The sequence below is a fragment of the Jiangella anatolica genome, assembly GCF_003236295.1.
In the GTDB taxonomy this organism is placed as follows: domain Bacteria; phylum Actinomycetota; class Actinomycetes; order Jiangellales; family Jiangellaceae; genus Jiangella; species Jiangella anatolica.
In genome coordinates this window covers 24,787-50,431 of the sequence record NZ_POTW01000045.1, presented here as the reverse complement: position 1 = coordinate 50,431, position 25,645 = coordinate 24,787, and the positions used below count along the sequence as shown (strand labels likewise).

The 25,645-nt window shown below is 71.8% G+C and carries 21 protein-coding genes and 2 pseudogenes; 14 read left to right on the top strand and 9 right to left on the bottom strand.

Annotation, left to right across the window (positions count from 1 at the left end; all coding sequences use genetic code 11):
* Window positions 1-280 (bottom strand): annotated as a pseudogene (locus C1I92_RS18430) (hypothetical protein); the annotation flags it as partial.
* A 130-nt stretch (window positions 281-410) separates the two neighbouring features.
* Window positions 411-1,949 carry an amidophosphoribosyltransferase gene (purF, locus tag C1I92_RS18425; protein ID WP_111256114.1) on the bottom strand — a complete coding sequence of 513 codons (1,539 nt, stop codon included), beginning with the start codon at window positions 1,947-1,949 and terminating at the stop codon, window positions 411-413.
* A gap of 78 nt (window positions 1,950-2,027) precedes the next feature.
* Between purF and C1I92_RS18420 the strand changes: the two genes are divergently transcribed.
* On the top strand, window positions 2,028-2,861 hold the full coding sequence (locus C1I92_RS18420) for an SDR family NAD(P)-dependent oxidoreductase (protein ID WP_111256113.1): 834 nt from the start codon (window positions 2,028-2,030) through the stop codon (window positions 2,859-2,861).
* A gap of 10 nt (window positions 2,862-2,871) precedes the next feature.
* Here C1I92_RS18420 and C1I92_RS18415 read toward each other — a convergent pair whose 3' ends face one another.
* From C1I92_RS18415 to C1I92_RS18395, 5 genes are all read right to left on the bottom strand, one after another.
* Entirely contained in the window at window positions 2,872-3,297 is a 426-nt protein-coding gene (locus C1I92_RS18415) for a hypothetical protein (RefSeq protein ID WP_111256112.1), read from the bottom strand.
* Between the two features lie 32 nt (window positions 3,298-3,329).
* On the bottom strand, window positions 3,330-3,884 hold the full coding sequence (locus C1I92_RS18410) for a DUF1697 domain-containing protein (RefSeq protein ID WP_111256111.1): 555 nt from the start codon (window positions 3,882-3,884) through the stop codon (window positions 3,330-3,332).
* Complete coding sequence (locus tag C1I92_RS18405; protein WP_111256110.1) at window positions 3,884-5,218, bottom strand: dipeptidase; 1,335 nt, start codon at window positions 5,216-5,218, stop codon at window positions 3,884-3,886. Before C1I92_RS18405 ends, C1I92_RS18410 begins: the two co-directional genes overlap by 1 nt.
* Window positions 5,219-5,372: 154 nt before the next feature.
* Entirely contained in the window at window positions 5,373-7,976 is a 2,604-nt protein-coding gene (locus C1I92_RS18400) for an ExeM/NucH family extracellular endonuclease (RefSeq protein WP_111256109.1), read from the bottom strand.
* Between the two features lie 99 nt (window positions 7,977-8,075).
* Window positions 8,076-10,421 (bottom strand): 5'-nucleotidase C-terminal domain-containing protein, encoded by a 2,346-nt coding sequence (locus tag C1I92_RS18395; protein WP_199521348.1) that lies wholly within the window; start codon window positions 10,419-10,421, stop codon window positions 8,076-8,078.
* Window positions 10,422-10,592: 171 nt separating this feature from the next.
* On the opposite strand from C1I92_RS18395, the gene C1I92_RS18390 reads away from it, so the two are divergent.
* Together C1I92_RS18390 and C1I92_RS18385 are read left to right on the top strand one after the other, a co-directional pair.
* Entirely contained in the window at window positions 10,593-11,177 is a 585-nt protein-coding gene (locus C1I92_RS18390) for a hypothetical protein (RefSeq protein WP_111256107.1), read from the top strand.
* Window positions 11,171-12,115, top strand: a complete 945-nt coding sequence (locus C1I92_RS18385) for a hypothetical protein (RefSeq protein WP_111256106.1) — start codon at window positions 11,171-11,173, stop codon at window positions 12,113-12,115. The genes C1I92_RS18390 and C1I92_RS18385 overlap by 7 nt, the downstream gene beginning before the upstream one ends.
* Window positions 12,116-12,121: 6 nt before the next feature.
* On the opposite strand, the gene C1I92_RS18380 is transcribed toward C1I92_RS18385, so the two are convergent.
* Window positions 12,122-13,126 (bottom strand): LacI family DNA-binding transcriptional regulator, encoded by a 1,005-nt coding sequence (locus C1I92_RS18380; protein WP_111256105.1) that lies wholly within the window; start codon window positions 13,124-13,126, stop codon window positions 12,122-12,124.
* 124 nt (window positions 13,127-13,250) lie between these two features.
* Here C1I92_RS18380 and rhaI point away from each other — a divergent pair, with 124 nt between their 5' ends.
* The 8 genes and pseudogenes from rhaI to C1I92_RS18345 all read left to right on the top strand — a co-directional run bounded on the left by rhaI (window position 13,251) and on the right by C1I92_RS18345 (window position 21,563).
* Window positions 13,251-14,417 carry an L-rhamnose isomerase gene (gene rhaI / locus C1I92_RS18375; protein WP_111256104.1) on the top strand — a complete coding sequence of 389 codons (1,167 nt, stop codon included), beginning with the start codon at window positions 13,251-13,253 and terminating at the stop codon, window positions 14,415-14,417.
* Window positions 14,418-14,419: 2 nt separating this feature from the next.
* Entirely contained in the window at window positions 14,420-14,770 is a 351-nt protein-coding gene (locus C1I92_RS18370) for an L-rhamnose mutarotase (protein WP_111256103.1), read from the top strand.
* Window positions 14,767-16,803 (top strand): bifunctional aldolase/short-chain dehydrogenase, encoded by a 2,037-nt coding sequence (locus tag C1I92_RS18365; RefSeq protein ID WP_111256102.1) that lies wholly within the window; start codon window positions 14,767-14,769, stop codon window positions 16,801-16,803. The genes C1I92_RS18370 and C1I92_RS18365 overlap by 4 nt, the downstream gene beginning before the upstream one ends.
* A 15-nt stretch (window positions 16,804-16,818) precedes the next feature.
* Complete coding sequence (locus tag C1I92_RS18360; protein WP_111256101.1) at window positions 16,819-18,273, top strand: L-fucose/L-arabinose isomerase family protein; 1,455 nt, start codon at window positions 16,819-16,821, stop codon at window positions 18,271-18,273.
* A complete protein-coding gene (locus C1I92_RS18355; protein WP_233507070.1) occupies window positions 18,270-19,703 on the top strand; it encodes a rhamnulokinase in 1,434 nt (477 codons plus the stop codon). Before C1I92_RS18360 ends, C1I92_RS18355 begins: the two co-directional genes overlap by 4 nt.
* A 38-nt stretch (window positions 19,704-19,741) precedes the next feature.
* Window positions 19,742-19,963, top strand: a pseudogene (locus C1I92_RS35640) (nitroreductase family deazaflavin-dependent oxidoreductase); the annotation flags it as partial.
* Window positions 19,964-20,060: 97 nt separating this feature from the next.
* Entirely contained in the window at window positions 20,061-20,198 is a 138-nt protein-coding gene (locus tag C1I92_RS34945; protein WP_233507068.1) for a hypothetical protein, read from the top strand.
* A gap of 12 nt (window positions 20,199-20,210) precedes the next feature.
* A complete protein-coding gene (locus C1I92_RS18345) occupies window positions 20,211-21,563 on the top strand; it encodes a serine hydrolase domain-containing protein (protein ID WP_369124118.1) in 1,353 nt (450 codons plus the stop codon).
* Between the two features lie 27 nt (window positions 21,564-21,590).
* Here the strand turns inward: C1I92_RS18345 and C1I92_RS18340 are convergent, their stop codons facing one another.
* On the bottom strand, window positions 21,591-22,499 hold the full coding sequence (locus tag C1I92_RS18340) for a helix-turn-helix transcriptional regulator (RefSeq protein ID WP_111256099.1): 909 nt from the start codon (window positions 22,497-22,499) through the stop codon (window positions 21,591-21,593).
* Window positions 22,500-22,907: 408 nt separating this feature from the next.
* Between C1I92_RS18340 and C1I92_RS18335 the strand changes: the two genes are divergently transcribed.
* The 3 genes from C1I92_RS18335 to C1I92_RS18325 all read left to right on the top strand — a co-directional run bounded on the left by C1I92_RS18335 (window position 22,908) and on the right by C1I92_RS18325 (window position 25,590).
* Window positions 22,908-23,528 carry an NYN domain-containing protein gene (locus C1I92_RS18335; protein ID WP_111256098.1) on the top strand — a complete coding sequence of 207 codons (621 nt, stop codon included), beginning with the start codon at window positions 22,908-22,910 and terminating at the stop codon, window positions 23,526-23,528.
* A gap of 93 nt (window positions 23,529-23,621) precedes the next feature.
* Window positions 23,622-25,307 (top strand): sodium:solute symporter family protein, encoded by a 1,686-nt coding sequence (locus tag C1I92_RS18330; protein ID WP_111256097.1) that lies wholly within the window; start codon window positions 23,622-23,624, stop codon window positions 25,305-25,307.
* A 13-nt stretch (window positions 25,308-25,320) separates the two neighbouring features.
* Window positions 25,321-25,590: a hypothetical protein gene (locus C1I92_RS18325; protein WP_111256096.1), complete on the top strand. Its 270-nt coding sequence runs from the start codon at window positions 25,321-25,323 to the stop codon at window positions 25,588-25,590.
* Window positions 25,591-25,645 lie beyond the last annotated feature (55 nt).

Genomic DNA, 25,645 nt, shown 5'->3' with positions numbered 1-25,645 from the left:
GTGTCGGGGTGGGCGTCGCCGTGGGCGTGGGCGCCGCGTTCGGCGTCACCGCCGGCAGCGTCGGCCGAGGCTCGCCGCGACTGGCCTCCTGGTCGCGCTCCGGGATGCCGAGCGTCGTGGTCGCGTTGGCGGCCAGGTCGCCCGAGGCGCCGTCGGGCCAGAGCGTCACACCGGCGACGGCGGCGCCGGCCAGCACGACCGGCGCGGCCAGCAGGGCGAGCCGGCGGCGGCCGGATCCGGGCAGCCGGCTCAGCGCGGACAGGCGGGTGAGCGCGGGCATCTTGGCGCGTCGATGACGAGTCCGTCCATGACGGGACCGCGACACTACCTTTCCCCCATCCTCAGCTCGAGACCGTTTCGTGACCGAGGAGCAGGCAACCACATTTCGGGCTATTTGTCACAACCCGGCCTCACGGACGCTGCAGCGCATCGGCGGCTCCACCCGTGCTGAGCAGGGAGTTCAGCCCGTCGGACGGATCTCCGAGACCGGGGATCGTCTCCTGCTCCAACACGTCCTTGCCCGCCCGCGACGGCGGCTCGATCGGGTAGACGCCGTCGAAGCAGGCGCGGCACAGGTCGTTCTTCGGCACCGTCGTCGACTCGATCAGCGCGTCCAGCGCGACGTAGCCGAGCGAGTCGGCGCCGATCGAGCGGCAGATCTCGTCAGTGGACAGGCCGGTCGCGATCAGCTCGGCGCGGGTGGCGAAGTCGATGCCGTAGAAGCACGGCCAGCTGACCGGCGGGCTGGAGATGCGCACGTGCACCTCGGCGGCGCCGGCCTCGCGCAGCATGCGCACCAGGGCCCGCTGGGTGTTGCCGCGCACGATCGAGTCGTCGACGACGACCAGCCGCTTGCCGGCGACGATCTCGCGCAACGGGTTCAGCTTCAGCCGGATGCCCAGCTGGCGCAGGGTCTGCGACGGCTGGATGAAGGTGCGGCCGACGTAGGCGTTCTTGACCAGTCCCATGCCGTAGGGGATGCCGGACGCCTCGGCGTAGCCGACCGCGGCCGGGGTGCCGGACTCGGGCACCGGGATGACGAGGTCGGCCCCGACCGGGTGCTCCGCGGCCAGCCGGCGGCCCACCTCGACCCGGGTCTCGTGCACCGAGCGGCCGGAGATGTGGGTGTCGGGGCGGGCGAGGTAGACGAACTCGAACAGGCAGCCCTTCGGCTCGGGCCGGGCGAAGTGGTGCGAGCGCAGCCCGTCGGCGTCGATCGCCACCAGCTCGCCGGGCTCCACCTCGCGGACGAACGAGGCGCCGACGATGTCCAGCGCCGCCGTCTCGCTGGCCACCACCCAGCCGCGCTCCAGCCGGCCCAGGACCAGCGGACGCACGCCCTGCGGGTCGCGGGCCGCGTACAGCGTCGACTCGTCGGAGAACACCAGCGAGAACGCGCCGCGCGCCTGCGCCAGCACCTCGATCGCGCTCTCCTCGAGTGTGCGGTCGGCGTAGGAGCCCATCAGCGCGGTGATCAGCGCGGTGTCGGTCGTGTTGCCGTAGCGCAGCTCGCCGCTGGCCGCGCCGGCCCGCTCGGTGACCAGGTCGAACAGCTCGGCGGTGTTGGTGAGGTTGCCGTTGTGCGCCAGCGCGACGGTGCCGGCCGGCGTGGCGCCGAGCGTCGGCTGCGCGTTCTGCCAGTGGCTGCCGCCGGTCGTGGAGTAACGCGTGTGCCCGACGGCGACGTGGCCGACCAGCGTGTTCAGCGTCGACTCGTCGAAGACCTGGCTGACCAGGCCCATGTCCTTGTAGACGAGGATCTGCTCACCGTTGCCGACGGCGATGCCGGCGGACTCCTGGCCGCGGTGCTGCAACGCATACAGGCCGAAGTAGGTGAGCTTGGCGACCTCTTCATTGGGTGCCCACACCCCGAAGATCCCGCAGGCGTCCTGCGGTCCCTTCTCCTGTGGGTTGATGTCGTGCGTGAGTCGTCCATCGCCCCGGGCCACGGCACCCAGTGTACGGAGCCGCACCTCGATTGCGAGCGCAGGGAAGAACTCCGGGGCGCCGGGTGGTTGCCTTAGAACATGAGCCCCACGACGGTACTGATCACCGGCGCCACCGATGGCCTGGGCCGATGGCTGGCGCTGCGGCTGGCGACGACGGGCGTCGGGGTCGTCCTGCACGGCCGGAATCCGGCGCGTCTGGACGAGACGGCCAGGCAGATCCGGGCCGAAGGCGGCCGCGAGCCCGTCGGCGTCGTCCGCGCCGATCTCGCCGACCTCGGCCAGGTCGACCGGATGGCCGACGAGGTGCTGGAACGGTTCCCGGACCTGGACGTGCTGGTCAACAACGCCGGCGTCGGCTTCGGTGAACCAGGCGCCGGGCGCGAGCTCAGCCCCGACGGCGTCGAGCTGCGGTTCGCGGTGAACTACCTGTCCGGCTACCACCTCACCCGGCGGCTGCTGCCGGCGCTGGTCGCGGCGGCGCCCGCGCGCATCGTCAACGTCACCTCGATCGGCCAGGCGCCGATCGACTTCGCCGACCCGATGCTGGACCACGACTACGACGGCTACCGCGCCTACCGGCAGAGCAAGCTCGCGCAGATCATGTTCACCCTCGACCTCGCCGACGAGCTGAGCGGCACCGGCGTCACGGCGAACGCGCTGCATCCGGCCACGCTGATGGCGACGTCGATGGTCCGCGAGGCCGAGCTGACGCCGCTGAGCACGCTGCACGACGGCGGCGAGGCGACGCTGCGGCTGGTCGCCGACCCGGACCTGGCCGACGTCAGCGGCATCTACTACGACCAGACGATGGCGGCGGCGCCGAACCCGCAGGCGCTGGACCCGCAGGCCCGGCGACGGCTGCGCGAACTGTCCGACGAGCTGGTCGCGCGGGCGCTGGCCGGGCGCGCCTGAGCCGACGGGATCAGTCGCCGTCGCCGTCGTGTGCCGCCACCTGGGCGGCCATCCACTCGACGGCGGGCCCGACGGCGCCGTTGGCGGTGAGCAGGCCGGGCGGGTCACCGAAGTAGCGGTCGGACAGCAGACCGCGGGTCTCCAGCCGGTCGACCAGCGCCGCCTTCACCGCGGCGCGGTCCAGCCGGGGCGGGACCCGGAACGCGAGCACGTCCAGCGGGTCGTGCGCGACGTCGGGATATCGGGCCGTCACGCGGCCGACCTCGGGGTCGGTGTCGTGCAGGTGCAGCCAGATCCGCACCACCGGCGGCACGCCCGTGCTGCCGACGTAGACCACCGGACGGTCCGTGCCCGGCCGCAGCCACACGTACACCCATGAACCGACGCCGACCAGCTCACCGTGGCGCACCTGCAGCAGGATGGCCTCGTTCTCCATGTCCGCAGTCTGTCAGCGCCCGGGCACGCCGTTCAGTCCGAATCGTCGTTTCCCACATCTTGTGACAGTCGTATCAGAGTGCGGACAGTGGCCAGATTCCGTGACGTCGCCACGCCGAGCGACGGCTTGCTCAGCGCCGCGGCCAGCTTGCTGCGGCCGGCGCCGTCCGGAACGTGCAGGTAGACCGTCGTCCCGTCGACGCGGAACTCGTCGGCGCCGGACTCGCTCCGCTCCGCCGCCGCGTACGCGTCCGCCGCCGGCGCCGTCCGCAGGAAGCTCAGCAGCAGCCGCGACGGCTCGGCGTCCGGGAACGGGTTCGCGTCCGCGGCGGCGGCGAGCTCGTCGTGCGTGCGGACCAGCACCGCGATCTCCAGGCCCAGCTCGGCCTTGATCGCCGCCTCGATCGACGTCTCCAGCTCGTCCCGGCCCGCGCCCGCAGGGGCGGCGAAGACGACGTTGCCGCTGTTGATGTAGGTGCGCACGCCGGTGTGCCCGAGCCCCTCGACGAGCGCACGCAGATCCGCCATCGCGACCTTGTTCCTGCCACCGACGTTGATCCCGCGGAGCAGCGCGACGTGACCGGACATCAGCTCGCCGACAGCTTGTCCAGGAGCAGCACCTCGGCCAGGCAGGCCTTGGCGAACATGCCCAGGTGCAGGCTCTCGTCCAGTCCGTGCGCCCGGGTCTCGGGGTCGCCGGCGCCGGTCGCCAGCACCGTCGCGGCGGGGAAGGCCTCCTGGAACTCGGCGATGAACGGGATCGAGCCGCCCATGCCGGCCCGGACGGACGGGACGCCGAACGCCTCGGTGAGCGCGGCCTCGGCGGCCTCGAACGCCGGGCCGGACGTCGGCAGCACGCAGCCGCCGCCCACGGCGCCGTCGGTGACCTCGACCTGGACACCGGGGCCGGCATGCCCGCGCAGGTGCTCGACCAGCGCGTTCAGCCCCGCCTTCGGGTCCTGCGACGCGGCCAGCCGCAGGCTCACCTTCGCGCTGGCCTCGTGCAGCAGGATGTTCGCGGCGTCGGCCACCGCGGGCGCGTCGATGGCCAGCACCGACACGGCCGGCCGGCTCCACAGCCGGTCGGCCAGCGGGCCGGTGCCGGCCAGCGCGACGCCGTCGAGCAGGGCCGCCTCGGCGCGGTAGCGCTCCTCCGGGTACTCGACGTCGGCCGGCGGGTCCGCGACCAGGCCCGCGATCGCGACATCGCCGTTCTCGTCGTGCAGGGTGGCCAGCAGCCGGGTCAGCGCGGTGAGCGCGTCGATGACCGGCCCGCCGAACACGCCTGAGTGCACGGCGTGCTCGAGCACCCGGACGGTGACGGTGCAGTCGGCCAGGCCGCGCAGGCTGGTGGTCAGCGCCGGGATGTCGGCGGTCCAGTTCGCGGAGTCGGCGACGACGATGACGTCGGCGGCCAGCCGGTCACGGAAGGCCTGCAGGAACGGTCCGAACGTCGGCGAGCCGATCTCCTCCTCGCCCTCGACGAACAGCACGACGCCGACCGGCGGGCGGCCCTCGTACGCGCGCAGCGCCGCCAGGTGCATCGCGACGCCGGCCTTGTCGTCGGACGTGCCGCGGCCGTACAGCCGGCCGTCGCGCTCCGTCGGCTCGAACGGCGGGCTGGTCCACTGGCCGGCCGGGCCGGTCGGCTGCACGTCGTGGTGCGCGTAGAGCAGCACGGTGGGCGCGCCGGGCGGCGCGGGCCAACTGGCGATCACGGCGGGCGCGCCGCCGTCGACGCTGACGACGTCGGCCTGCGCGGCGCCGGCGCCGCGGGCCAGCTCGGCCACCATCTCGGCGCTGGCCAGCACGTCGGCGGCCCGGGCCGGGTCGGCGCTGATGCTCGGGATCCGCACCAGCCGCTCGAGGTCGGCGCGGACGGACGGGAGGACGGCCTCGACGGCGGCGCGGAGATCGGTCATGCCGGACACTCTAGGGGCCGTCGGCCCACCGGTCAGGTCCGGCCGGCGGTCCCGCTTCGTCACCTGATCCACTTCTGGAGAACGATCAGGTGACGAAGCGAGCCGTCGTCGTCCGGCGGCCGGGCCGGCCGGGCCGGCCAGCGGCGATGGCGCTCTACAGCTGCTCGCGCAGCGCTTCGGCGGCCGCGAGCAGCGTCTCGCGGGCGTCGTCGTCGGCGATCCGCTCGGCGACGTCGACGAACCGGTCCAGCGAGACGCCGGCCGGCCCGGCCAGGCCACGCTCGGCCAGCCGCTGCGCGGTCGACAGGTGCGTGGTCAGCTGCGCCGCCTGGGACCGGTTGATGGTGCCGTCGGCGGCGTAGCGCTCCACCACGGACCGGATGCCGTCGTAGGTGACCGGCGTCTGGACCCCGATCAGGACCGGGTCGTGGTCGCTGGCCCGGTAGGGCGTGCCGGGCTGGAACAGGTCGCTGGCGAAGTAGTTGTGCCGCGAGTACTCGAACAGCACCGACTCCACCGAGTTGATGTTCCAGACGTCGACGCCTGTCACGAGGCCCTGCTCGATGACCGACGGGCTGGCCAGCTCGTGGTCCAGCGAGCCGACCTTGCCGTCGAACACGTAGGTGTGTTCGCCGGCGTACTCGTTGTTGAGGTCGGTGTAGCCGGCGTCGTACAGCACCTGCATCGGGTTCTCGGCGCTGTAGGAGTTGAAGTCGCCCAGCAGGAACGTGTCCTCGGTGCCCGTCGCCGCCGCACGCTCGTCGGCGAAGGCGACCAGGGCCTGCGCCTGCGCGACGCGGTCGGCGTCGAAGCAGCCCTCCGGCAGGTCGCCGCAGTCGCCGCCCTTGGACTTGAAGTGGTTGACGATCGTGGTGAACTCGTAGCCGGTGGACAGGGTCCGGAACTCCTGCGCCAGCGGCTCGCGGGCGTTGTGGAAGGCCGGGTGGTCGATCAGAATGGCCGACTCGCCCACCGGCTCGACCGCCTCCGTCCGGTAGATGAACGCGGTGCGGATGACGTCCTCGTCGGACGGCAGCTGGGCCGGCGACGGCACGTACGCCCAGGTGCCCGGGCCTGCCTCCTCGTTGAGCGCGTCGACCAGCGTGGCCAGGGCCTCGTCACGGTCCTCGCCGAACTTGAGCGAGTTCTCGATCTCCTCCAGCCCGACGACGTCGGCGCCGAGGCCGTTGATGGCCGCGACGATCTTCGCCTCCTGCCGCTCGAAGCTCACCTCGTCCCACGCGCCGCGCGCGTCGCAGCCGCCGGAGACGGTGAGCGGGGTGCCGGCGCGGTCGGTGAACGCCTCGCAGCCCGGCACGGCGACGCCGAGCGTGGTGAAGTAGTTGAGCACGTTGAACGCGGAGATCTTCAGGTCGCCGCCGACGTCCTGCGGTGCGGCGTTCGCGGCGCGGGTGTTGCCGGTGCCGAACGTGACGACGTCCGGCGCCGGGCCGTTGACCGGCTCGGTCGGCTGGAAGTTCCACTGGAACCGGAAGTCGAAGATCACGTCGTCCTGGAACGTGGCGACGGCGCCGCTGCGGGGCGGGTCGTCATTGCTGAGGTACGGGACCATGGCGCTGGTGGACGTCCGGTTGGACTGGCCGTCGTCGAGCGTGACGGCGCGCGCCGCGTTGGCCGCGACCGCCGCGTCGTACTCCGGCGTGCCGGGCGCGGCGTGCTCGGTCTCCTGCACCAGCGGGCCGCCGAAGCCCAGGCCGATGGAGCCGAACGCGGTGCTGCCGAAGCCACCCAGCTGGAACGTGTCGGAGACGGCGAAGCCCTCCACCGGGCGGACCAGCATGCCCTCGTACGCCTCACGGCCGGCGTCGGTGCCCGGCAGCGTGAACGGCACCGGCTTCACCGCCTCGGCCGGCTCGGCGAGCGGCTCCAGCCCGTCGGCGGCGACCTCGATCTCCGTCAGCCCGAAGTGCTCGCTGACCTCGCCGGTGACGCGGACGTGGTCGCCGATCTCCACCTGCGCGACCGTCGACGGCGAGAAGACGAACACCGCGTCCGACGCCGTCCGCGGACCGTCGCCGCCGCTGCCGGCGGTCTGCAGGTAGTAGCCGCCGAACCCGCCGGTCGGGTAGACGGCGGTGACGACGCCGCTGGTGACGACCGCGGCGCCGGCGAGCGGGGAGGCCGCACCGGTGCCCTGGATCTCGGGGATCGTGGCCGGCTCCGGATCCGGGTCCGGGTCGCCGCCCCCGCCGTTGACCGCGCCGAAGGTGCTCGCCAGCGGGCCGGTCCACGCGCCCTGGACCTTCTGCAGCGACTGCCCGATGGGCGTCGAGCTGGCCTCGGAGACACCGATGTCGACGCTGGTCATCCCGGCGGCCGGGCCGTTGGTGGCGGTCATCGGGCCCTCGTAGGAGAGGAACTCCGCGACCGTGTTGTCCGGGCGGACCAGCGCGATCCCGTCCGGCGAGCCGTTCTGCACACCGTCGACCGGGTAGTCCGCGACCACGACACCGGCCGCCGGCACCGCGCCGGACAGCGGGCGGGTGTTGTAGGACGCGCCACCGTTGCCGTTGTAGAGGACGATCTGCCAGCCGGTCAGGTCGGTGCCGGCCGCGGCCTGGATCTCGATCGCCTCGCCGGTGTCGGCGCCGGCGTTGTCGTAGTGGATCTCACTGATGAACGGGTCGCCCTCGGCCGCGCCGGCCGAGAGGACGGGGGCCGCGGCCAGGGTCGCGCCGGCCAGGCCGGCCGCCGCGACCGCCGCCAGCCAGCGGAGAGGACGTCGGGTGGTGTGCATCGGTGGCGCCTTTCGGGATCGAGGGATCGGGGCCTCGGGATGACGTGGCGCCCCGCCGGGTGAGCGGGGCGCCACGTGTCGTTCCTCTGTGCTCCGTGCTCAGACGGCCTGGTCGCCGCCGCCGGTGCTGCCCTTGCGTCGCGAGACGGCGAACAGCGCGCCGCCGATCACGAGTACGGCGACGCCGCCGATGACCCACCAGAGCACGCCGGACGAACCGGTGTCGGGCAGCTCGTCGCCGTCCTCGGTCCCGTCGTCCGCGCCGTTCTCGTCGGCGCCGTCGTCGGACCCGTTCTCGTCGCCGCTCTCGTCGGCGCCGTCGTCCGTCCCGTCGTCGGCGCCGTTCTCATCGCCGTTCTCGGCGCCGTTCTCATCTCCGTTCTCGGACCCGTCGTCGGTGCCGGGGTCGTCGCCGAAGTCGACCGTCACCGGCAGCGCGACCGTGGTTCCGGTCTCCGGCAGCTCGATCACCAGGGCGGTCTCCTCCGCGGCCGTCGTGTCCGGCATCGTCGCCTCCGGAACGGTGACGCGGACCTGCGCCCGGCCGACCTCGTCGGTGGTGTCGACGATCGCCGGGTCGATGTCGACCTTGCCCACCTCGGTGTCGCCGAGGGTCACCGTCGCGGTGGCGTCGGCCGGTTCGCCGTGGCTGAACAGCAGCGACGACAGGTCGACGGCGATCTCGTCGCCCGGCGCGTACACCGCGTCGGGGTCGGAGACCCAGTTGACGCCCACGGCGCGCTGCCCGAGGTCGGGCGAGGCCGGCGAGTTGTCGGCCAGGTAGTTCACCATCGCCTGCAGGTCGACCTGGCCGGTGTCGGTGGAGTCGGCGCCCTCGGCCAGCGTGGCGAAGTTGTCGCCGCCGGAGGCGAGGAACGAGTTGACGACGACGCGGTACTGGCCGGCCGGGTCGATCGGCGCGCCGTCCAGCTCCATCGTCGTGATCCGCTCACCCGCGGCCGCGTCCGGGTCGTAGGTGTAGGTGAAGCCGGCCGAGACGCCCAGCTTGAGGAACGGCCGCGACGCGCCCGCCGGCTGCCACTGCTCCTCCAGCACCTGGGCCAGCTGGTCGCCGGTCAGCGTGGTGGTGACGAGCGTGTTCGCGAACGGCTGGACGATCGCCGCCTCGCGATAGGTGACGTTGCCGTCCGGGTCGCCCTCGCCGCTGCTGCCGAACGTGATGTCGGCGCGCAGGCCGCCCGGGTTCATGAACGCGATCTGCGTCTCCGGGTCGGTCACCTGGGCCGCCTCGAGCTGCACGTCGGCGACGAAGTTGCCGAGCGTGGACTCGCCGCCCCGGTTCTCCGGCGTCGGGTTGTCCGCGGTCGGGTTCTGCGCCGCCCGGAAGAGGTCGCCGGTGATGGTGCCGAGCGACGCCGCGCCGAGCTCCTCGGCCGCGTCCTCGGCGGCGGTGACGATCTCGCCGACCGCCTGATCGGCCGGATACAGCGGCTGCCAGACACCGTCGGCGTCGCGCTCCGTCAGCGGCAGGATCGAGGACTCGACATCCACGACCGCGCCCGCGCCGCCGTTCGCCGCGGCGTCGTACGAGAACCGGATCTTGTTGAGGTTGAAGCCGTACTGGCCGGCGCTGACGACCGGGCGCGTGGTGACGTCGCGGTCCTCGGCGACCCACTCCGGCACCTCGACGCTGTGGTTGTAGGCGAGGTGGGTGTGCCCGGAGACGATCGCGTCCACGTCGGCGCTGACGCCGTTGACGATCTCGCCGAAGTCGTTGCCCGGGTCGACGGCGTCCTCGAACGCGGTGGTCGGCGCGCCCTCGTGCACCAGCAGCACGACGATGTCGGCGCCGTCGGCCTTCAGCGCGGCGGCGGACTCGTTGGTCGCGGCGACGATGTCGCCGACCTCCAGCGCGGCGATGCCGCTCGGGGTGACCAGCTCGGGCAGGTGCTCGGTGACGGCGCCGACGAAGCCGACCTCGACGTCGCCGAACGTCTCGGTCCAGGTCGGCGCGATCTCGGTGTCGGTGTCGCAGCCGGTGTCCGCGCCCGGGAGCACCGCGACGTTGGCGCCGATGTACTCCCACGTCGCGCGCGGGATGACGCGGTCGATCAGGTCGCAGTAGCCCTGGTCGAACTCGTGGTTGCCGACGGCGCTGACCTGCAGCCCGGCCGCGTTGAGCGCGTCGATCGTCGGGTTGTCCTGCTGGATGAACGAGGTGAACGTCGACGCGCCGATGAGGTCACCGGCGGCGGCGAAGACGGTGTTCGGGTTCTCGGCTCGCAGCTGGTCGACCGCTCCGGCCAGGACCGCGGCGCCGGCCGACTGGCCGTCCGCGCTGATCCGGCCGTGGAAGTCGTTCGTGGCGAGGATGTCGATCGGCACCGGCTCGGCCTCGGCCGGTACGGCGGTGAGCCCGACCCCGGCCAGGCCCACGGCGGCGACAGCGCCGAGGGCACGGTTGAAACGCCTGGTCAGGCGCATATTTCTACCCCCTACATGGCAATGTGACGGCGGCGACGCTACCTCCGCCGGGTGAACGGACGGCATACGCCACGGCACAGGCTTGTCCCGACCCCGGCCGCTCGTCAACAGCTCCCGGCGCCGAGATGTATTCGTGACACGCCGTCGGTCCGTTCGGTTAAGGTCGGGGTCGTGACCTGGACCCGCCGTCACCGGACGATGTCCCCGATCGCGCCGCGCGCGCTGGCCGCCCTGGCCGCCGTCACGGCCCTCGCCGCCTGCTCGTCGGCGGGCGAAGAGCCGGCCGGCCTCGACGACACGCCGACGGCCGCGCCCACGGGCGAGCCGTCCGGCGACCCGGCCGCGGGCGCCGACGCCGACGCCGAGGCCGCCGTCCTCGCCGCGTACGAGGCCTACTGGGACGCCCGGATCGCGTCGGTCAACGGGCCCGAGACCAGCCCCGAGGCGTTCGCCGGCGTCGCGACCGAGTCCACCATCGCGCTGCACCTGAACACCGCCGAGACCTACGAGCAGGAGGGCATCCGGTTCTCCGGCGAGCCGCGGGTGTACGACACCACGGTTTCGATCGACGGCGAGCGGGGGACGGTCAGTTCGTGCGTCGACGACAGCGCATGGGTGGGGACGCAGAACGGCGAGCCGCTGCCGGTCAACCCCGACAAGCCCACCGTCTATCCGGTCGCGTTCCAGGCGTTGCTGCTCGACGGCGCCTGGCTGATCGGCGATCCCATCGAACCCGAAGGCGAGATCTCATGCTGACCCGCCGGCTCACCGGCCTGCTGCTGGCGGCCGTCACCGTGGTGGGGACGATGGTCATCACCGCGGTGCACGTGACGCCCGCGGCGGCCGAGGAATGCGTCATGGAGCTGGTCGAGATCAGCCCCGGCGTGTGGGACTACGTCAACGTCTGCGACGGCGACGAGGGTGGTGGCGGGGACGAGGGCGGCGGCGACGACGAGGGCGGAGGCGGCGACGCGGAGCCGGAGTGCTACCTCGGCCGCGAGGAGATCTTCAACTACGACTGGTCCTACTGCGAGAGCGCCGAGGTGAGCTGCTATGTCTATGCTCCGCCGCCGTCGGCGCCGGACCCCGAGGACTGGCCGGAGCGGCCGCCGGGCACATCCGAGGACGCGATCTATTCAGTGACAACGTGCTACACCCAGCCGCCTGAAGAAGAACTCGTGAGATACGGACCGCCGGAGTATCTGGAGCCGCCGGAAGACGTCATCAACTGGGAGGAGGAGGCGATCCAGGCCTTCGGCCAGCTCGTGGCACCGGACTTCCAGCTGGCGTTCAACCCGCCGCAGCGTGCCTACGTCACGCTCGACACCTGGTACTGGGCCGAGGGCGCCGACGCCGGCGAGCTGACCGGCACGTCGGCGGCCGGCCTGGTGGCGATCGCGACGCCGGAACGGCTGGAGGTTCAGCCCGGCGACGGCTCGGCTACGCTGACCTGCCCGTTCACCGTCGAGCAGAGCGACGCCTGCACGTACGTGTACCCGCACGCGTCGGTCGACGGCAGCGTCACCGTCGACGGGCAGCCGGCCTACGAGGGCCAGGCGCGGCTCGTCTACACGGTCCGGTTCGAGCTGAACGGCGAGGTCATGGAGCTCGACGGCGTGCCGGCGTTGTTCGAAACCCCGTGGCAGGCGACGCCGATCCCGGTCGCGGAGATCCAGGCGATCGTCCAGGAGTAGGCGGCGTCAGCGGGTCGAGGACTCCCGCACCACGAGCTCCGGCTCGAACACCACCTGCCGGTGCTCGTGGTCGTCCTCGGTCGTCTCCGCGAGCAGCAGCTCGGCCGCCGTCCGGCCCAGCTGCTGCCGTGGCTGGCGCACCGACGACAGCGGCACGGCCGCGGCCGCCGCGAAGTCGATGTCGTCGTAGCCGACGATCGCGACGTCGCCGGGCACCCGCAGGCCGGCATGCGTCAGCGCCTGCAGCACGCCCAGCGCGAGCAGGTCATTGGCGCAGAACACCGCCGACGGCAGCGTGTCGCGGCCCCGCGCCGCGATCTGGTCACCGGCCGCCCGCCCGGCCGCCACGTTGAGCGCCGTCGTCGGCAGCACCGTCAGCTCCGCCGACCCGTCGGCGGCGACGACCTCCGCCGCGCCCTCGTAGCGCTCCTGCACCTGACGCAGCGACCGCGGCCCGCCGACGAACAGGATCGACCGGTGCCCGGACTCGATCAGGTGGGTCGCCGCGAGCCGCCCGCCGAGCGTGTCGTCGACCGCCACCGAGCACTCCAGCGCGGGGTCGCCGAGCCGGTCGAACAGCACCACCGGGATGCCGCGCTCGCGCAGTGCGGTGAGCCGGCCGTCGGTGTCGATCGGGTTGATCAGCACGCCCTGCACCCGCATCTCCGCGAGCAGGTCGAGGTGCGACGCCTCCTTGGCCGGGTCCTCGTCGGTGTTGCAGAGGATGACGGCGAGACCGTGCTGGTTGGCGGTGTCCTCGACCCCGCGGGCGACGTCGGTGAAGAACGGGTTCGCGACGTCGAGCACGACCAGCCCGAGGGTGCGGCTGCGGCCGACCCGCAGCTGGCGGGCCGAGTCGTTGCGGACGAAACCCAGCTCGGCGATGGCGGCGTTGACGCGGTCGCGGGTCGGCTCGGCGACCAGCTCCGGCCGGTTGAGCACGTTCGACACGGTGCCCACGGAGACGCCGGCCAGCAGCGCGACCTCGCGGATGTTCGGTGCTGCAGCCATCGCCGCAGCTTACCGGCTCGCCCGCGGCGACGACGGCGGCCGGGCCGGTTGACGCGCCAGGACGGGACCGCGTAGGTTGACGGGAAGACTGAATCGGTTCAACGCCCGCCCGTGGAGGCACCGCATGAGAACCCAAGACGATGTGAAGGCGGCCATCCGCGCGCTCGGAGTCGAGACGGCGTCCTGGGCGTTCGCCAACTCCGGCACCCGGTTCAAGGTCTTCGGCCAGCCGGGTGTGCCGCGCGACCCGTTCGAGAAGATCGCCGACGCCGCCCAGGTGCACCGCTACACCGGCGCCGCGCCGCGCGTCTCGCTGCACATTCCGTGGGACCTGGTCGACGACTTCTCCGCGCTCGCCGCGCACGCACGCGACCTCGGCGTCGAGATCGGCGCGATCAACAGCAACGTCTTCCAGGACGACGACTACAAGCTCGGCTCGCTGGCCAACCCCGATGCCGCCGTCCGGGCGAAGGCCGTCCAGCACCACCTGCAGTGCATCGACGTGCTGCACGCCACCGGCTCGACGGACCTGAAGATCTGGCTCGCCGACGGACTCAACTACCCCGGCCAGGACTCGCTTCGCGACCGCCAGGAGCGCCTGGCCGAGTCGCTTGCGACGATCTACGCCGCCCTCGACGACGAGCACCGCATCCTGCTCGAGTACAAGTTCTTCGAGCCGGCCTTCTACGCCACCGACATCCCCGACTGGGGCACCTCGCTGACGCACTGCCTCGCGCTCGGCGACCGCGCGAGCGTGGTGCTCGACACCGGCCACCACGCGCCCGGCACGAACATCGAGTTCATCGTCATGATGCTGCTGCGCGCCGGCCGGCTCGGCGCGTTCGACTTCAACTCCCGGTTCTACGCCGACGACGACCTCATGGTCGGCGCCGCGGACCCGTTCCAGCTGTTCCGCATCCTGCACGAGATCGTCAGCCAGGACGCGCACCGGCCCGAGTCGAAGGTCAACTTCATGCTCGACCAGTGCCACAACATCGAGCCGAAGATCCCGGCGGTGATCCGCTCGGTGCTCAACGTCCAGGAGGCGCTGGCCAAGGCGCTGCTGGTCGACCCGGACGCGCTGGTCAAGGCGCAGGCCGACGGCGACGTGCTCGGCGCCAACGCGGTGCTGATGGACGCCTACAACACCGACGTCCGCCCGCTGCTCGCGTCGCTGCGCGAGGACGACGGCCTGGACCCCGACCCGATCGCCGCCTACCAGCGCTCCGGCTACTTCGAGCGGATCGCGGAGGAACGAGCCGACGGCGCTCAGGCCGGCTGGGGAGCCTGACCGTGCCGCGGTACTGCTTCGTCTCGCAGGTCCGCATCGACCGGCTGGACGAGTACCGTCGCCGGCACGCGGTGGTCTGGCCGGAGATGCTGCGGGCGCTGCGCGACACCGGCTGGCGGCACTACTCGATCTTCCTCGGTGACGACGGCCTGCTGATCGGGTACGTCGAGTCCGACGACCTCGCCGCCTCGCAGGCCGCCATGCAGGCCACCGACGTCAACCGCCGCTGGCAGGAGGAGATGGCGCTGCTGTTCGCCGACGGCGGCCGGCCGGACGAGAACTGGCGGCTCATCGACGAAGTGTTCAACCTCGACGACCAACTGGCCGCCGTCACCCGAGATGAGGAACGATGACCCACCCCACCGTCACCGAGCTGATCGAGCGGAGCAACCGGCTCGGGTCGGACCCGCGCAACACGAACTACGCCGGCGGCAACACATCGGCCAAGGGGACCGGCATCGACCCGGTGACCGGCGCCGACGTCGAGCTGCTCTGGGTGAAGGGGTCCGGCGGCGACCTCGGCACGCTGACCGAGCGCGGGCTGGCGGTGCTGCGGCTGGACCGCATGCGCGCCCTGGTCGACGTGTACCGGGGGGTCGACCACGAGGACGAGATGGTCGCGGCATTCGACTACTGCCTGCACGGGTCGGGCGGTGCGGCGCCGTCCATCGACACCGCGATGCACGGGCTGGTCGACGCCGCGCACGTGGACCACCTGCACCCGGACTCCGGCATCGCCTTGGCGACGGCGGCCGACGGCGAGGCGCTGACGAAGGAGTGCTTCGGCGAGAAGGTCGTATGGGTGCCGTGGCGGCGGCCCGGCTTCCAGCTCGGTATGGATATTGCCGCCATCAAGGCAGCCCACCCGGAGGCGGTGGGCTGCGTGCTGGGCGGCCACGGCATCACCGCGTGGGGCGCCACCGCGGCCGAGTGCGAGGCGAACTCGCTGTGGATGATCCGCACCGCGGAGTCGTTCCTGGCCGAGCGCGGCAAGGCCGAGCCGTTCGGCGCGGTCGTCGACGGGTTCGGCGCGCTGCCGGCGGACGAGCGGCGGGCCCGGGCCGCGACGCTGGCTCCGGTGATCCGCGGCCTGGCCTCGACGGACAAGCCGCAGGTCGGCCACTTCACCGACAGCGACGTCGTGCTGGAGTTCCTGTCGCGGGAGAAGCTCGGCGCGCTGGCCGAGCTGGGAACGTCGTGCCCGGACCACTTCCTGCGCACGAAGGTGCGCCCGCTCGTGCTGGACCTACCGGCCACGGCGCTGCTCGACGACGCCGTCGCCCGGCTGCGCGAGCTGCACGCGGCCTACCGCGACGAGTACGCCGCCTACTACCAGCGCCACGCCACGCCGGACAGCCCGGCGATGCGAGGTGCGGACCCGGCGATCGTGCTGGTGCCCGGCGTCGGGATGTTCTCCTTCGGCAAGGACAAGCAGACCGCCCGCGTGGCCGGCGAGTTCTACGTCAACGCGATCAACGTCATGCGGGGTGCGGAGGCGGTCTCCACCTACGCGCCGATCCCGGAGAGCGAGAAGTTCCGCATCGAGTACTGGTCGCTGGAGGAGGCCAAGCTGCGGCGGATGCCCAAGCCGAAGCCGCTGGCCACTCGGGTCGCGCTGGTCACCGGCGCCGGGTCGGGCATCGGCAAGGCGATCGCCGAGCGGCTGGCCGCCGAGGGCGCCTGCGTCGTCGTCGCGGACCTCAACGGCGACGCGGCCGCCTCGGTCGCCGCGGGGATCGGGAGCACGGACGTGGCGGTGCCGGTCACCGTCGACGTCACGTCGGAGGACCAGATCGCCGCCGCGTTCCAGCAGGCCATGCTGGCCTTCGGCGGCGTCGACCTCGTGGTCAACAACGCCGGCCTGTCGATCTCGAAGCCGCTGCTGGAGACGTCCGCCGCCGACTGGGACCTGCAGCACGACGTGATGGCCCGTGGCTCGTTCCTGGTCTCCCGCGAGGGCGCCCGGGTCATGATCAAGCAGGGGCTGGGCGGCGACATCGTCTACATCGCCAGCAAGAACGGCGTGTTCGCGGGGCCGAACAACGTCGCCTACGGCGCCACCAAGGCCGACCAGGCACACCAGGTCCGGCTGCTCGCGGCCGAGCTCGGCGAGCACGGCATCCGCGTCAACGGCGTCAACCCCGACGGCGTCGTCCGCGGCTCGGGCATCTTCGCCGGCGGCTGGGGCGCGCAGCGGGCCGCCGTCTACGGCGTCGAGGAGGACCAGCTCGGCGCGTTCTACGCCCAGCGCACGCTGCTCAAGCGCGAGGTGCTGCCCGAGCACGTCGCGAACGCGGTCTTCGCGCTCACCGCCGGCGAGCTGTCGCACACGACCGGCCTGCACATCCCCGTCGACGCCGGGGTGGCGGCGGCCTTCCTCCGCTAGCAAAGGATCGGATCGATGACCGAGACAACGTCGTCACCGTCGACCGCCGCCGGCCTGCAGCGGATCCCGGCCCGCCCGACGAAGGTGGGCCTGGTCGCCGGTGGGCTCGGCGCCTACTGGCCGCAGTTTCCCGATCTGCTGCCGCAGCTGCAGCGCTCGGCCCGCCGGGTGGCCGAGCGGCTCGGGCAGCTGGACTGCGAGGTGGTCGATGCCGGGTTCATCTCCGACGCCCAGGAGGGGGCGGCCGCGGCGGAGAAGCTGCGGGCGGCCGGGTGCGACCTCATCGTGGGGTTCCTCACCACGTACATGACCGCGACCATGCTGGTACCGGTGGCACAGCGCAGCGGCGCACCGGTCCTGCTGCTCAACCTGCAGCCCACCGAGCGGATGGATCACGCGACGTTCGACACCGGACAGTGGCTGGCCTACTGCGGCGCCTGCCCGCTGCCCGAGATGGCCAACGCGTTCCGCCGCTGCGGCGTCCCGTTCCGGTCCGTCTCCGGCTACGTCGAGGACGAGCGGGCCTGGACGAAGATCGCCCGGTGGGTCCGCGCGGCCGGCGTCCGCGGCGCGCTCCGGCACGGCCGGCACGGCCTGCTCGGCCACCTCTACCCGGGCATGCTCGACGTCGCCACGGATCTCACCCTGGTCCCGGCCCAGCTGGGCGGCCACATCGAGGTGCTCGAGATCGACGACCTGCGGGTGCGGGTCGAGCAGGTCGCCGACGCCGAGGTGGACGACCGGCTGGCGCTGGCCCGCGACCTCTTCGAGCTCGACGCGTCCGTCGACGACGAGGACTTCCGCTGGGGGGCGACGGTGTCGGTCGCGCTGGACCGGCTGGTCGATGACTTCTCCCTGGACAGCCTGGCCTACTACCACCGCGGCCTGGACGGCGACGCGCACGAGCGCGTGGCGGCCGGCATGATCCTCGGCGCCTCCCTGCTGACCGCCCGTGGCATCCCGGCGGCCGGCGAGTACGAGCTGCGCACGTCGCTGGCGATGCTGATCATGGACCGGCTGGGGGCGGGCGGGTCGTTCACCGAGATCCAGGCGCTGGACTTCGTCGACGACGTGGTCGAGATGGGCCACGACGGCCCGGCCCACCTGGCCATCAGCGCACGGCGGCCGCTGCTGCGCGGCCTGGGCGTCTTCCACGGCAAGCGCGGCTGGGGCGTGTCGGTCGAGTTCGATGTCGCGCACGGCCCGGTCACCGCCTTCGGGATCGGCCAGCTGCGCGACGGGTCGTTCCGGTTCCTCGCCTCCGAGGGCGAGGTGGTCCCCGGTCCGCTGCTGCAGATCGGCAACACCACGTCGCGGGTCGACTTCGGCCGCAACCCCGGCGAGTGGACCGACGAGTGGAGCGCCAGCGGCATCGGCCACCACTGGGCCCTGGGCACCGGTCACCGGGCCGATGAGCTGCGTGCCGTCGCCGACCTGCTCGAGATCGAGTTCCACGAGGTGACCGGGTGACGACCCTCACCGCAGCCGCCGTCGATCTGGGTGCCTCCAGCGGCCGGGTCATGCTGGCGCGGGTCGGGCCGCAGCGGCTGGACCTCACCGAGGTGCACCGGTTCCCGAACGTCCCGGTGCGGCTGCCCGGCGGGCTGCACTGGGACGTGCTGCGGTTGTACGGCGACGTGCTGGCCGGGCTCGGTCACGCGGCCCGCTCCTGTGTCGGCGGCGAGGTGCTGAGCAGCGTCGGCATCGACTCGTGGGCGGTCGACTACGGCCTGCTCGACGGGTCCGGCGCGCTGCTGGGCAACCCGTACCACTACCGCGACGGGCGGACGGCCGGCGCCGCGGCGTCGGTGCACGCGAAGGTCGGCGAGCGGGAGCTGTACGACGTCACCGGGCTGCAGTTCCTGCCGTTCAACACGATCTACCAGTTGGCCGCCGAGCCGGCCGACCGTCTCGGCCGCGCCACGCACGCGCTGCTGGTGCCGGACCTGCTGACGTACTGGCTGACCGGCACACTCGGCACCGAGGTCACCAACGCGTCGACGACCGGGCTGCTGGACGTGCGTTCCGGCGACTGGGCGAAGGCGCTGTTCGACGCGCTCGGGTTGCCGCGCGACCTGTTCCCGGCGCTGCGCCGGCCCGGCGACGTCGTCGGTCCGCTGCTGCCGGCGGTGCTCGAGGAGACCGGCCTGGCCCCGTCCGCCGTCGTGACCGCCGTCGGCTCCCACGACACCGCGTCCGCCGTCGTCGGGGTCCCGGCCGCGGACGAGCGGTTCGCCTACATCTCCTGCGGGACGTGGTCGCTGGTCGGCGTCGAGCTGGACGCTCCGGTGCTGACCCCAGCCGGGCGCGCGGCGAACTTCACCAACGAGGGCGGAGTCGACGGCACGGTGCGCTACCTGCGCAACGTCATGGGGTTGTGGCTGCTCAGCGAGTCGATCGCGACGTGGGAGCGTACCGGCCCGCCGGCCGACCTGCCCGCGCTGCTCGCCGCGGCCGCCGACGTGCCTGCCGGCGGCCCGGTCTTCGACCCCGACGACCCGGTCTTCCTGCCGCCGGGCGACATGCCCGCGCGCATCGCCGGTGTGCTGCGGGCGGACGGCGCCCGCGTGCCGGGGACGCGGGCGGAGCTGGTCCGCTGCATCCTCGACAGCCTGGCCGCCGCCTACGCGCGCACCGTCCGCGCCGCTTCGGAGCTGTCCGGCCGCCCCGTCGACGTCGTCCACCTGGTCGGCGGCGGCGCCCGGAACGAGCTGCTGTGCCGGTTGACGGCCGACGCCTGCGGTCTGCCGGTGCTGGCCGGCCCGGTCGAGGCGACCGCGCTGGGCAACGTGCTGGTCCAGGCCCGTGCCCACGGCGCCGTCGACGGCGACCGGTGGGCGCTGCGGGAGCTGCTGCGATCCACCCAGGCGGTGAAACGGTACGAGCCCGCTAGCCTGTGAGCTCACCACCCCGTGACGCCGCCCGGGAGGATCCGCCGATGCCTGCCGACCGTCCTGCGCGGGTTCCACCACGCTGGTTCGTCCGCACCTTCTGGACACTGCACCGCGGTCTCTGCCGGATCAGTCGCGGACGGCTCGGTCTGTGGCGGCCGAAGCCGGGCCGGTGGGGCACGCTGCGGCTGACCACCGTCGGCCGCCACTCCGGACGGGAGCGGAAGGTGGTCCTCGGCTACGTCGAGGACGGGCCGAACCTCGTCACACTGGCGATGAACGGCTGGGCCGCGCCGGAGCCGGCGTGGTGGCTCAACCTGCAGGCCCGAGGCGACGGTCGAACTGGCCGGCGCGTCGCTCGCCGTCGTGGGGCGCGCCGCCGAGGGCGCCGAGCGGACCCGGCTGTGGGAGACGGGGCGGGCGATCGACAAAGGGCTGGACGAGCTCGCCGCCAGGCGGCCCGGTGAGACCGCGGTGGTGATCCTGGAGCCACGGTCCGGTTAGGCTCGGCCCGTGATCCGGCCCACCACCGCCACCGACCTCGCCCGTCTCGTCGCCGAGGAGCAGGCCGGCAGCCGGCTGCCCTCCGTCGCCGCCGGCATCGTCCGCGACGGCGAGCTGGTCTGGTCCGGCGCGCGCGGCACCATCGACGGCCGCGAGGGCAGCCGCGAGGCCGACGAGCACACGCAGTACCGGATGGGCTCGATCACCAAGACGTTCGTCGCGGTCGCGGTGCTGCGGCTGCGCGACGCGGGCCGGCTGGACCTCGGCGACCCGCTGGACAAGCACCTGCCGGATACCTCGATCGGCGACGTCACGATCGCGCAGCTGCTGTCGCACGGCGCCGGGCTGCAGGCCGAGACCGACGGGCCGTGGTGGGAGCGCGCCGAGGGCGGGCCGTGGCGGTCGCTGTCGACGCAGCTGGGCAGGCGGCACCCGGCCGGGCGGCTGTTCCACTACTCCAACGTCGGCTACGGCGTACTCGGCGAGCTGGTCGGGCGGCTGCACGGCCGGTCCTGGTCGAAGGTCGTCTCCGAGGAGCTGCTGGAGCCGCTGGGCATGGGCCGCACGACGTCGCGGCCGGTGGCGCCGCACGCGCACGGCCTGGCCGTCCACCCGTTCGCCGACGTCGTCCTGGCCGAGCCCGAGCACGACGGCGGCGCGATGGCGCCGGCCGGCCAACTGTGGTCGACGGTGCGCGACCTCGCCCGGTGGGCGGCGTTCCTCGGCGGGCGCACCGACGACCTGCTGGCCGCCGACACGCTGGCCGAGATGTGCCGCCCGCTGGTCGTCGTCGACGTGCCGGGCGCGCCGTGGACCACGGCGCACGGCCTGGGCGTCCAGCTGTGGAACGACGGCGGCCGCCGGTTCACCGGCCACGGCGGCTCGATGCCGGGCTTCCTCGCCGAGGTGCGGGTCGACGTCGAGACCGGCGACGGCGTCGTCGTCCTCACCAACACGACCGCAGGGCTGTCCCGCGACTTCGCGTCGCGCCTGCTCGACGCGTTCGTCGCCGCCGAACCGCGCACGCCACCGGTCTGGCGGGTCGGCTCCGTCCCGGCGGAGCTGTTCGAGCTGGTCGGCCACTGGTACTGGGGCGCGACGACGTTCGAGCTGCGGGCCACGGACGACGGCTGGCTGCGGCTCGGCCCCGCGCACGGCGCCGGCCGCGCGTCCCGCTTCCGCCCCGACGGCGCCGGCGGCTGGGTCGGCCTGGACGGCTACTACGCCGGCGAGCCCCTGCGCGTCGTCCGCGATCCTGACGGGTCCGTCCGGCACCTCGACCTCGCCTCGTTCATCTTCACCCGCACCCCGTACGACCCCCGAGCCGACGTCCCCGGCGGCGTCGACCCGGCCGGCTGGCACTGACCGCCTAGCTTCGACGTCTGCGTCGGGCTAGGGCTGTTGTTCGATCGGGTCGGCGTGTAGCGTCCCGGCGATGTCGTTCCAGGAGGTCGAGAGGTACTGTCGGTCTCCGCGCCCCAAGGGGGCCGTACTCTTCTTCACCAGCAACGCGACCACAACGAGGTTCTCGCTTCCCTCGGGTTCGTAGGCGCCGTAGTCGATGACCTGCCCATCTGTGAGCACATCTTTAACCCCCTCGGACAACTGGTCCCAGGCGTTCCGTTCCACCAGCCATCCTTCCTCCGGCTCTGCTGCTGCGTCGATTGCCGGGTCAATGGTCGAAGCACGGTTGGCGCCTAGCGCGCCTGAGGTGGACTCGACGCGTTCTGCTGGTCGTTTTCGGTCTTGGATCCTGATTGCCGCCTGAATCCGCCCGATGACGCGCTCTTGCGCAGCCTCGATCTCCTCCTCGGAGGCGTACGCCGCGGGTTCTCCGTCCTCTGGCTGGATGAGTTCGTTCCCAAACAGCTCTGCGTACTCCAACCATGGAAACTCGTAAATGAAGTCGGCGATCGCGTTGACGGTTGTCCTCGGGAACTTTCCGTCTCGATTGGCACGAGACATCAGGCTCCGGAACTGGACCATGATCGGCTCGTACTCGTTCCCACGCTCCTCGACCTCGAGCTCGGCGAGCTGACTGAGGATCATCGCCAGTACGTCTCTTGGCAGGAGTTCAATCGGATCCTGGCCGGCCTCCAGGAGTTCCTTCGCGCCCGAGGCCCAGCCGAGAACGCCCTGCACAGCTCGCCAGGTGCCAGGATTCGGATCGAACATCCCAGCTTCGAGGTTTCTGACAGTGCCACGGCTCACGCCGCTCAATGCCGCCAACTGCACCTGCGACAGCCCAAGATCCTTGCGACGGGCTGCAACCGCCTCTCCTAGAGCACTCCTGCCAGTCACCTTCGAGCTCTCCTCAGGATGCCTGAGCCAACCATGGGCTCGGTGCGAGCCCCGACCTGCCACCCCCACGAGGACCAGCGTAGCCGAAACGTCAAGATTGCACCGAGCTTCTGGCAAGACTGCCGAGGTCCGCCAGGCAACATTGACGCTCGTTGCGCAACATTAGCCATGCTGGTAGTGTCGCGGACAGCGCTGGGGCCCGTTAGCCCACACCAGGGGGTCCCAGTGGCGTCGCGAACAAACAAAAACGGCCTCTCGAAGAGAGGCCGTTGAGCCAGCAGCCTTTCGGCTGCGGCGTGGTGAGTCGAGTTTAGAACGACCAGGCGTCGGATGTCCAACCCACGACCCACCGATCGATCAACCAGCCAGCCGCCTCGATCGCGGCAGATCAGGGCGGAGAACCACGTCATGGACAGGCTGATCGTCTACGTCGACGGATTCAACATGTACCACGGCCTGCACGACGCCGCAGGCTGCCGGCTGCTGTGGCTCGACCTCGTGGCGCTGGCGCGCTCGTTGCGGCCGCGAAGTCACCTGGAGGCGGTCAAGTACTTCACCGCCCCGGTCCTCGACGAGCCTGCCGCAGCGTCCCGCCAAAGCGAGTACCAGTCCGCACTCCTGGCGCAGAACCCCAGAGTGATCTCGATCATCCAGGGGCGCCACCAGCGCAAGACGATCACCTGCAAGGGCTGTGGCGCGAAGCGGATCAAGTACGAGGAGAAGGAGACCGACGTCAACATCGCAGCGACACTTGTCGCCGACACCGCACGCGGGCTGATTACCTCTGCCCTCATCGTCAGCGCGGACAGCGACCTCGTGCCGGGCATCAACGTCGCGCGCGGCCTGGCCGCGACGAATTTCTTCGCCGCCGCGTTCCCGCCGCGCCGCTACTCCACCGAGCTGAAACGGCTCATGCCCAGCTCGTTCCAGATCAACATGGCCAAAATCAGGGCGGCGCAGCTTCCCGACGTGGTCGCCGATCCCGCGAGCGGTCATCAGTTCACCCGGCCGCCGAAGTGGAAGCGGTAGCTGGCCGCGTCCGGAACGCCGCATGACATCACACTGAATGTGACTCGTGCTCGCGGGTAAGGTCACCGATGGCTCCGGCCACGGGAGGTAGCGATGACCTTGCTCGCCGATGCGAGTCTGCGGCTCGACGCCGGCTTCTGGGACTACACGCTCATCGCCGTCTATTTCGTGTTCGTGCTGGGCATCGGGCTGATGGCACGCTACGCGGTGTCCGACAGCCTCGACTTCTTCCTGTCCGGCCGGTCGCTGCCGGCGTGGGTGACGGGGCTGGCGTTCATCTCGGCGAACCTCGGCGCGATCGAGATCGTCGGCATGTCGGCGAACGGCGCCCAGTACGGCATGCCGACAATGCACTACTTCTGGATCGGCGCGGTGCCGGCGATGCTGTTCCTCGGCGTCGTGATGATGCCGTTCTACTACGGGTCCAAGGTGCGCAGCGTGCCGGAGTTCATGCTGCGCCGGTTCGGCCCGACCGCGCACCTCGTCAACGCGATCAGCTTCGCGCTGGCGCAGGTGCTGATCGCCGGCGTCAACCTGTTCCTGCTCGCCACCTTGGTCGACGCGCTGCTGGGCTGGCCGCGGCCGGTCGCCATCGTCGCCGCCGCGGTCATCGTGCTGAGCTACATCACGCTGGGCGGGCTGTCCGCGGCGATCTACAACGAGGTACTGCAGTTCTTCGTCATCGTCGCCGCGCTGTTCCCGCTGACACTGGTCGCCCTGAACCGGGTCGGCGGCTGGGACGGGCTGACCGACGGCATCCGTGACGCGACGGGATCGACGGAGCAGCTGAGCGCGTGGCCGGGCAACGAGCTGGCCGGGTTCGACTCCAGCATCCTCTCGGTGATCGGCATCGTGTTCGGGCTGGGGTTCGTGCTGTCGTTCGGCTACTGGACGACGAACTTCGTCGAGGTGCAGCGGGCGATGGCGTCGAAGAGCATGTCCGCGGCCCGGCGCACGCCGATCATCGGCGCCTTCCCGAAGATGTTCATCCCGTTCATCGTGGTGATCCCCGGCATGATCGCCGCGGTCATCGTGCCGGAGCTGGCCCAGTACAAGCAGGACCCGTCCACCGGCGAAGGAGTCGACTACAACGACGCGATCCTGCTGCTGATGCGCGACCTGCTGCCCAACGGCATGCTCGGCCTCGCGATCGCCGGCCTGCTGGCGTCGTTCATGGCCGGCATGGCGGCGAACATCAGCTCCTTCAACACCGTCTTCAGCTACGACATCTGGCAGCGCTACGTCGTGAAGGACCGCGAGGACGGCTACTACCTGCGGGTCGGGCGCACCATCACGGTCGTCGCGACGGGGGCGGCCATCGGCACCGCGTTCATCGCGGCCGGCTACTCGAACCTGATGGACTACCTGCAGCAGCTGTTCTCGTTCTTCAACGCGCCGCTGTTCGCCACGTTCATCCTCGGCATGTTCTGGAAGCGGATGACGGCCGCGGCCGGTTGGACCGGGCTGGTGGCGGGAACGCTGTCGGCCGTGACGGTGTTCGTGCTCTCCGAGACCGGGGTCATCGACCTGCCGGGTCAGGGCTCGGCGTTCCTCGCCGCCGGCGCCGCGTTCGTCGTCGACATCGCCGTCAGCGTCGTCGTGAGCCTGCGCACCGCACCCAAGCCCGCGGCGCAGCTGACCGGGCTGGTGTACGGGCTGACGCCGAAGGAGGACCTGCAGGATCCGCGCGACCGCAACGAGGCCTGGTACCAGCGGCCGGGGCTGATGGCCGGCATCGCCCTCGTCCTCATCATCGTCCTGAACATCGTCTTCTTCTGAGCGGAGGCTGCTGATGAGCGTGAGTGGACCCCGGACCCGCCGGGCCGGCGCCTTCGACATCCGCGTCGTCATCGCCGCGTTGTTCGGCGTCTTCGGGCCGATCCTGCTCGGCGTGGGGCTGTTCGGCACCAGCGACGCCGACCTGGAGAAGTCCGACGGCGTGAACGTCAACCTGTGGACCGGCGCCGGCCTGCTGGCCGTCGCCGTAGTGTTCGTGCTGTGGGCCTGGCTGCGCCCGATCGTCGTCGACACCGAGGCCGTCGCCGGGGACGAGCGTGACTGACGCCACGGTCCGGGTCCAATCGATTCGCCGCCGCGACGCGTATATGAGGATGTGA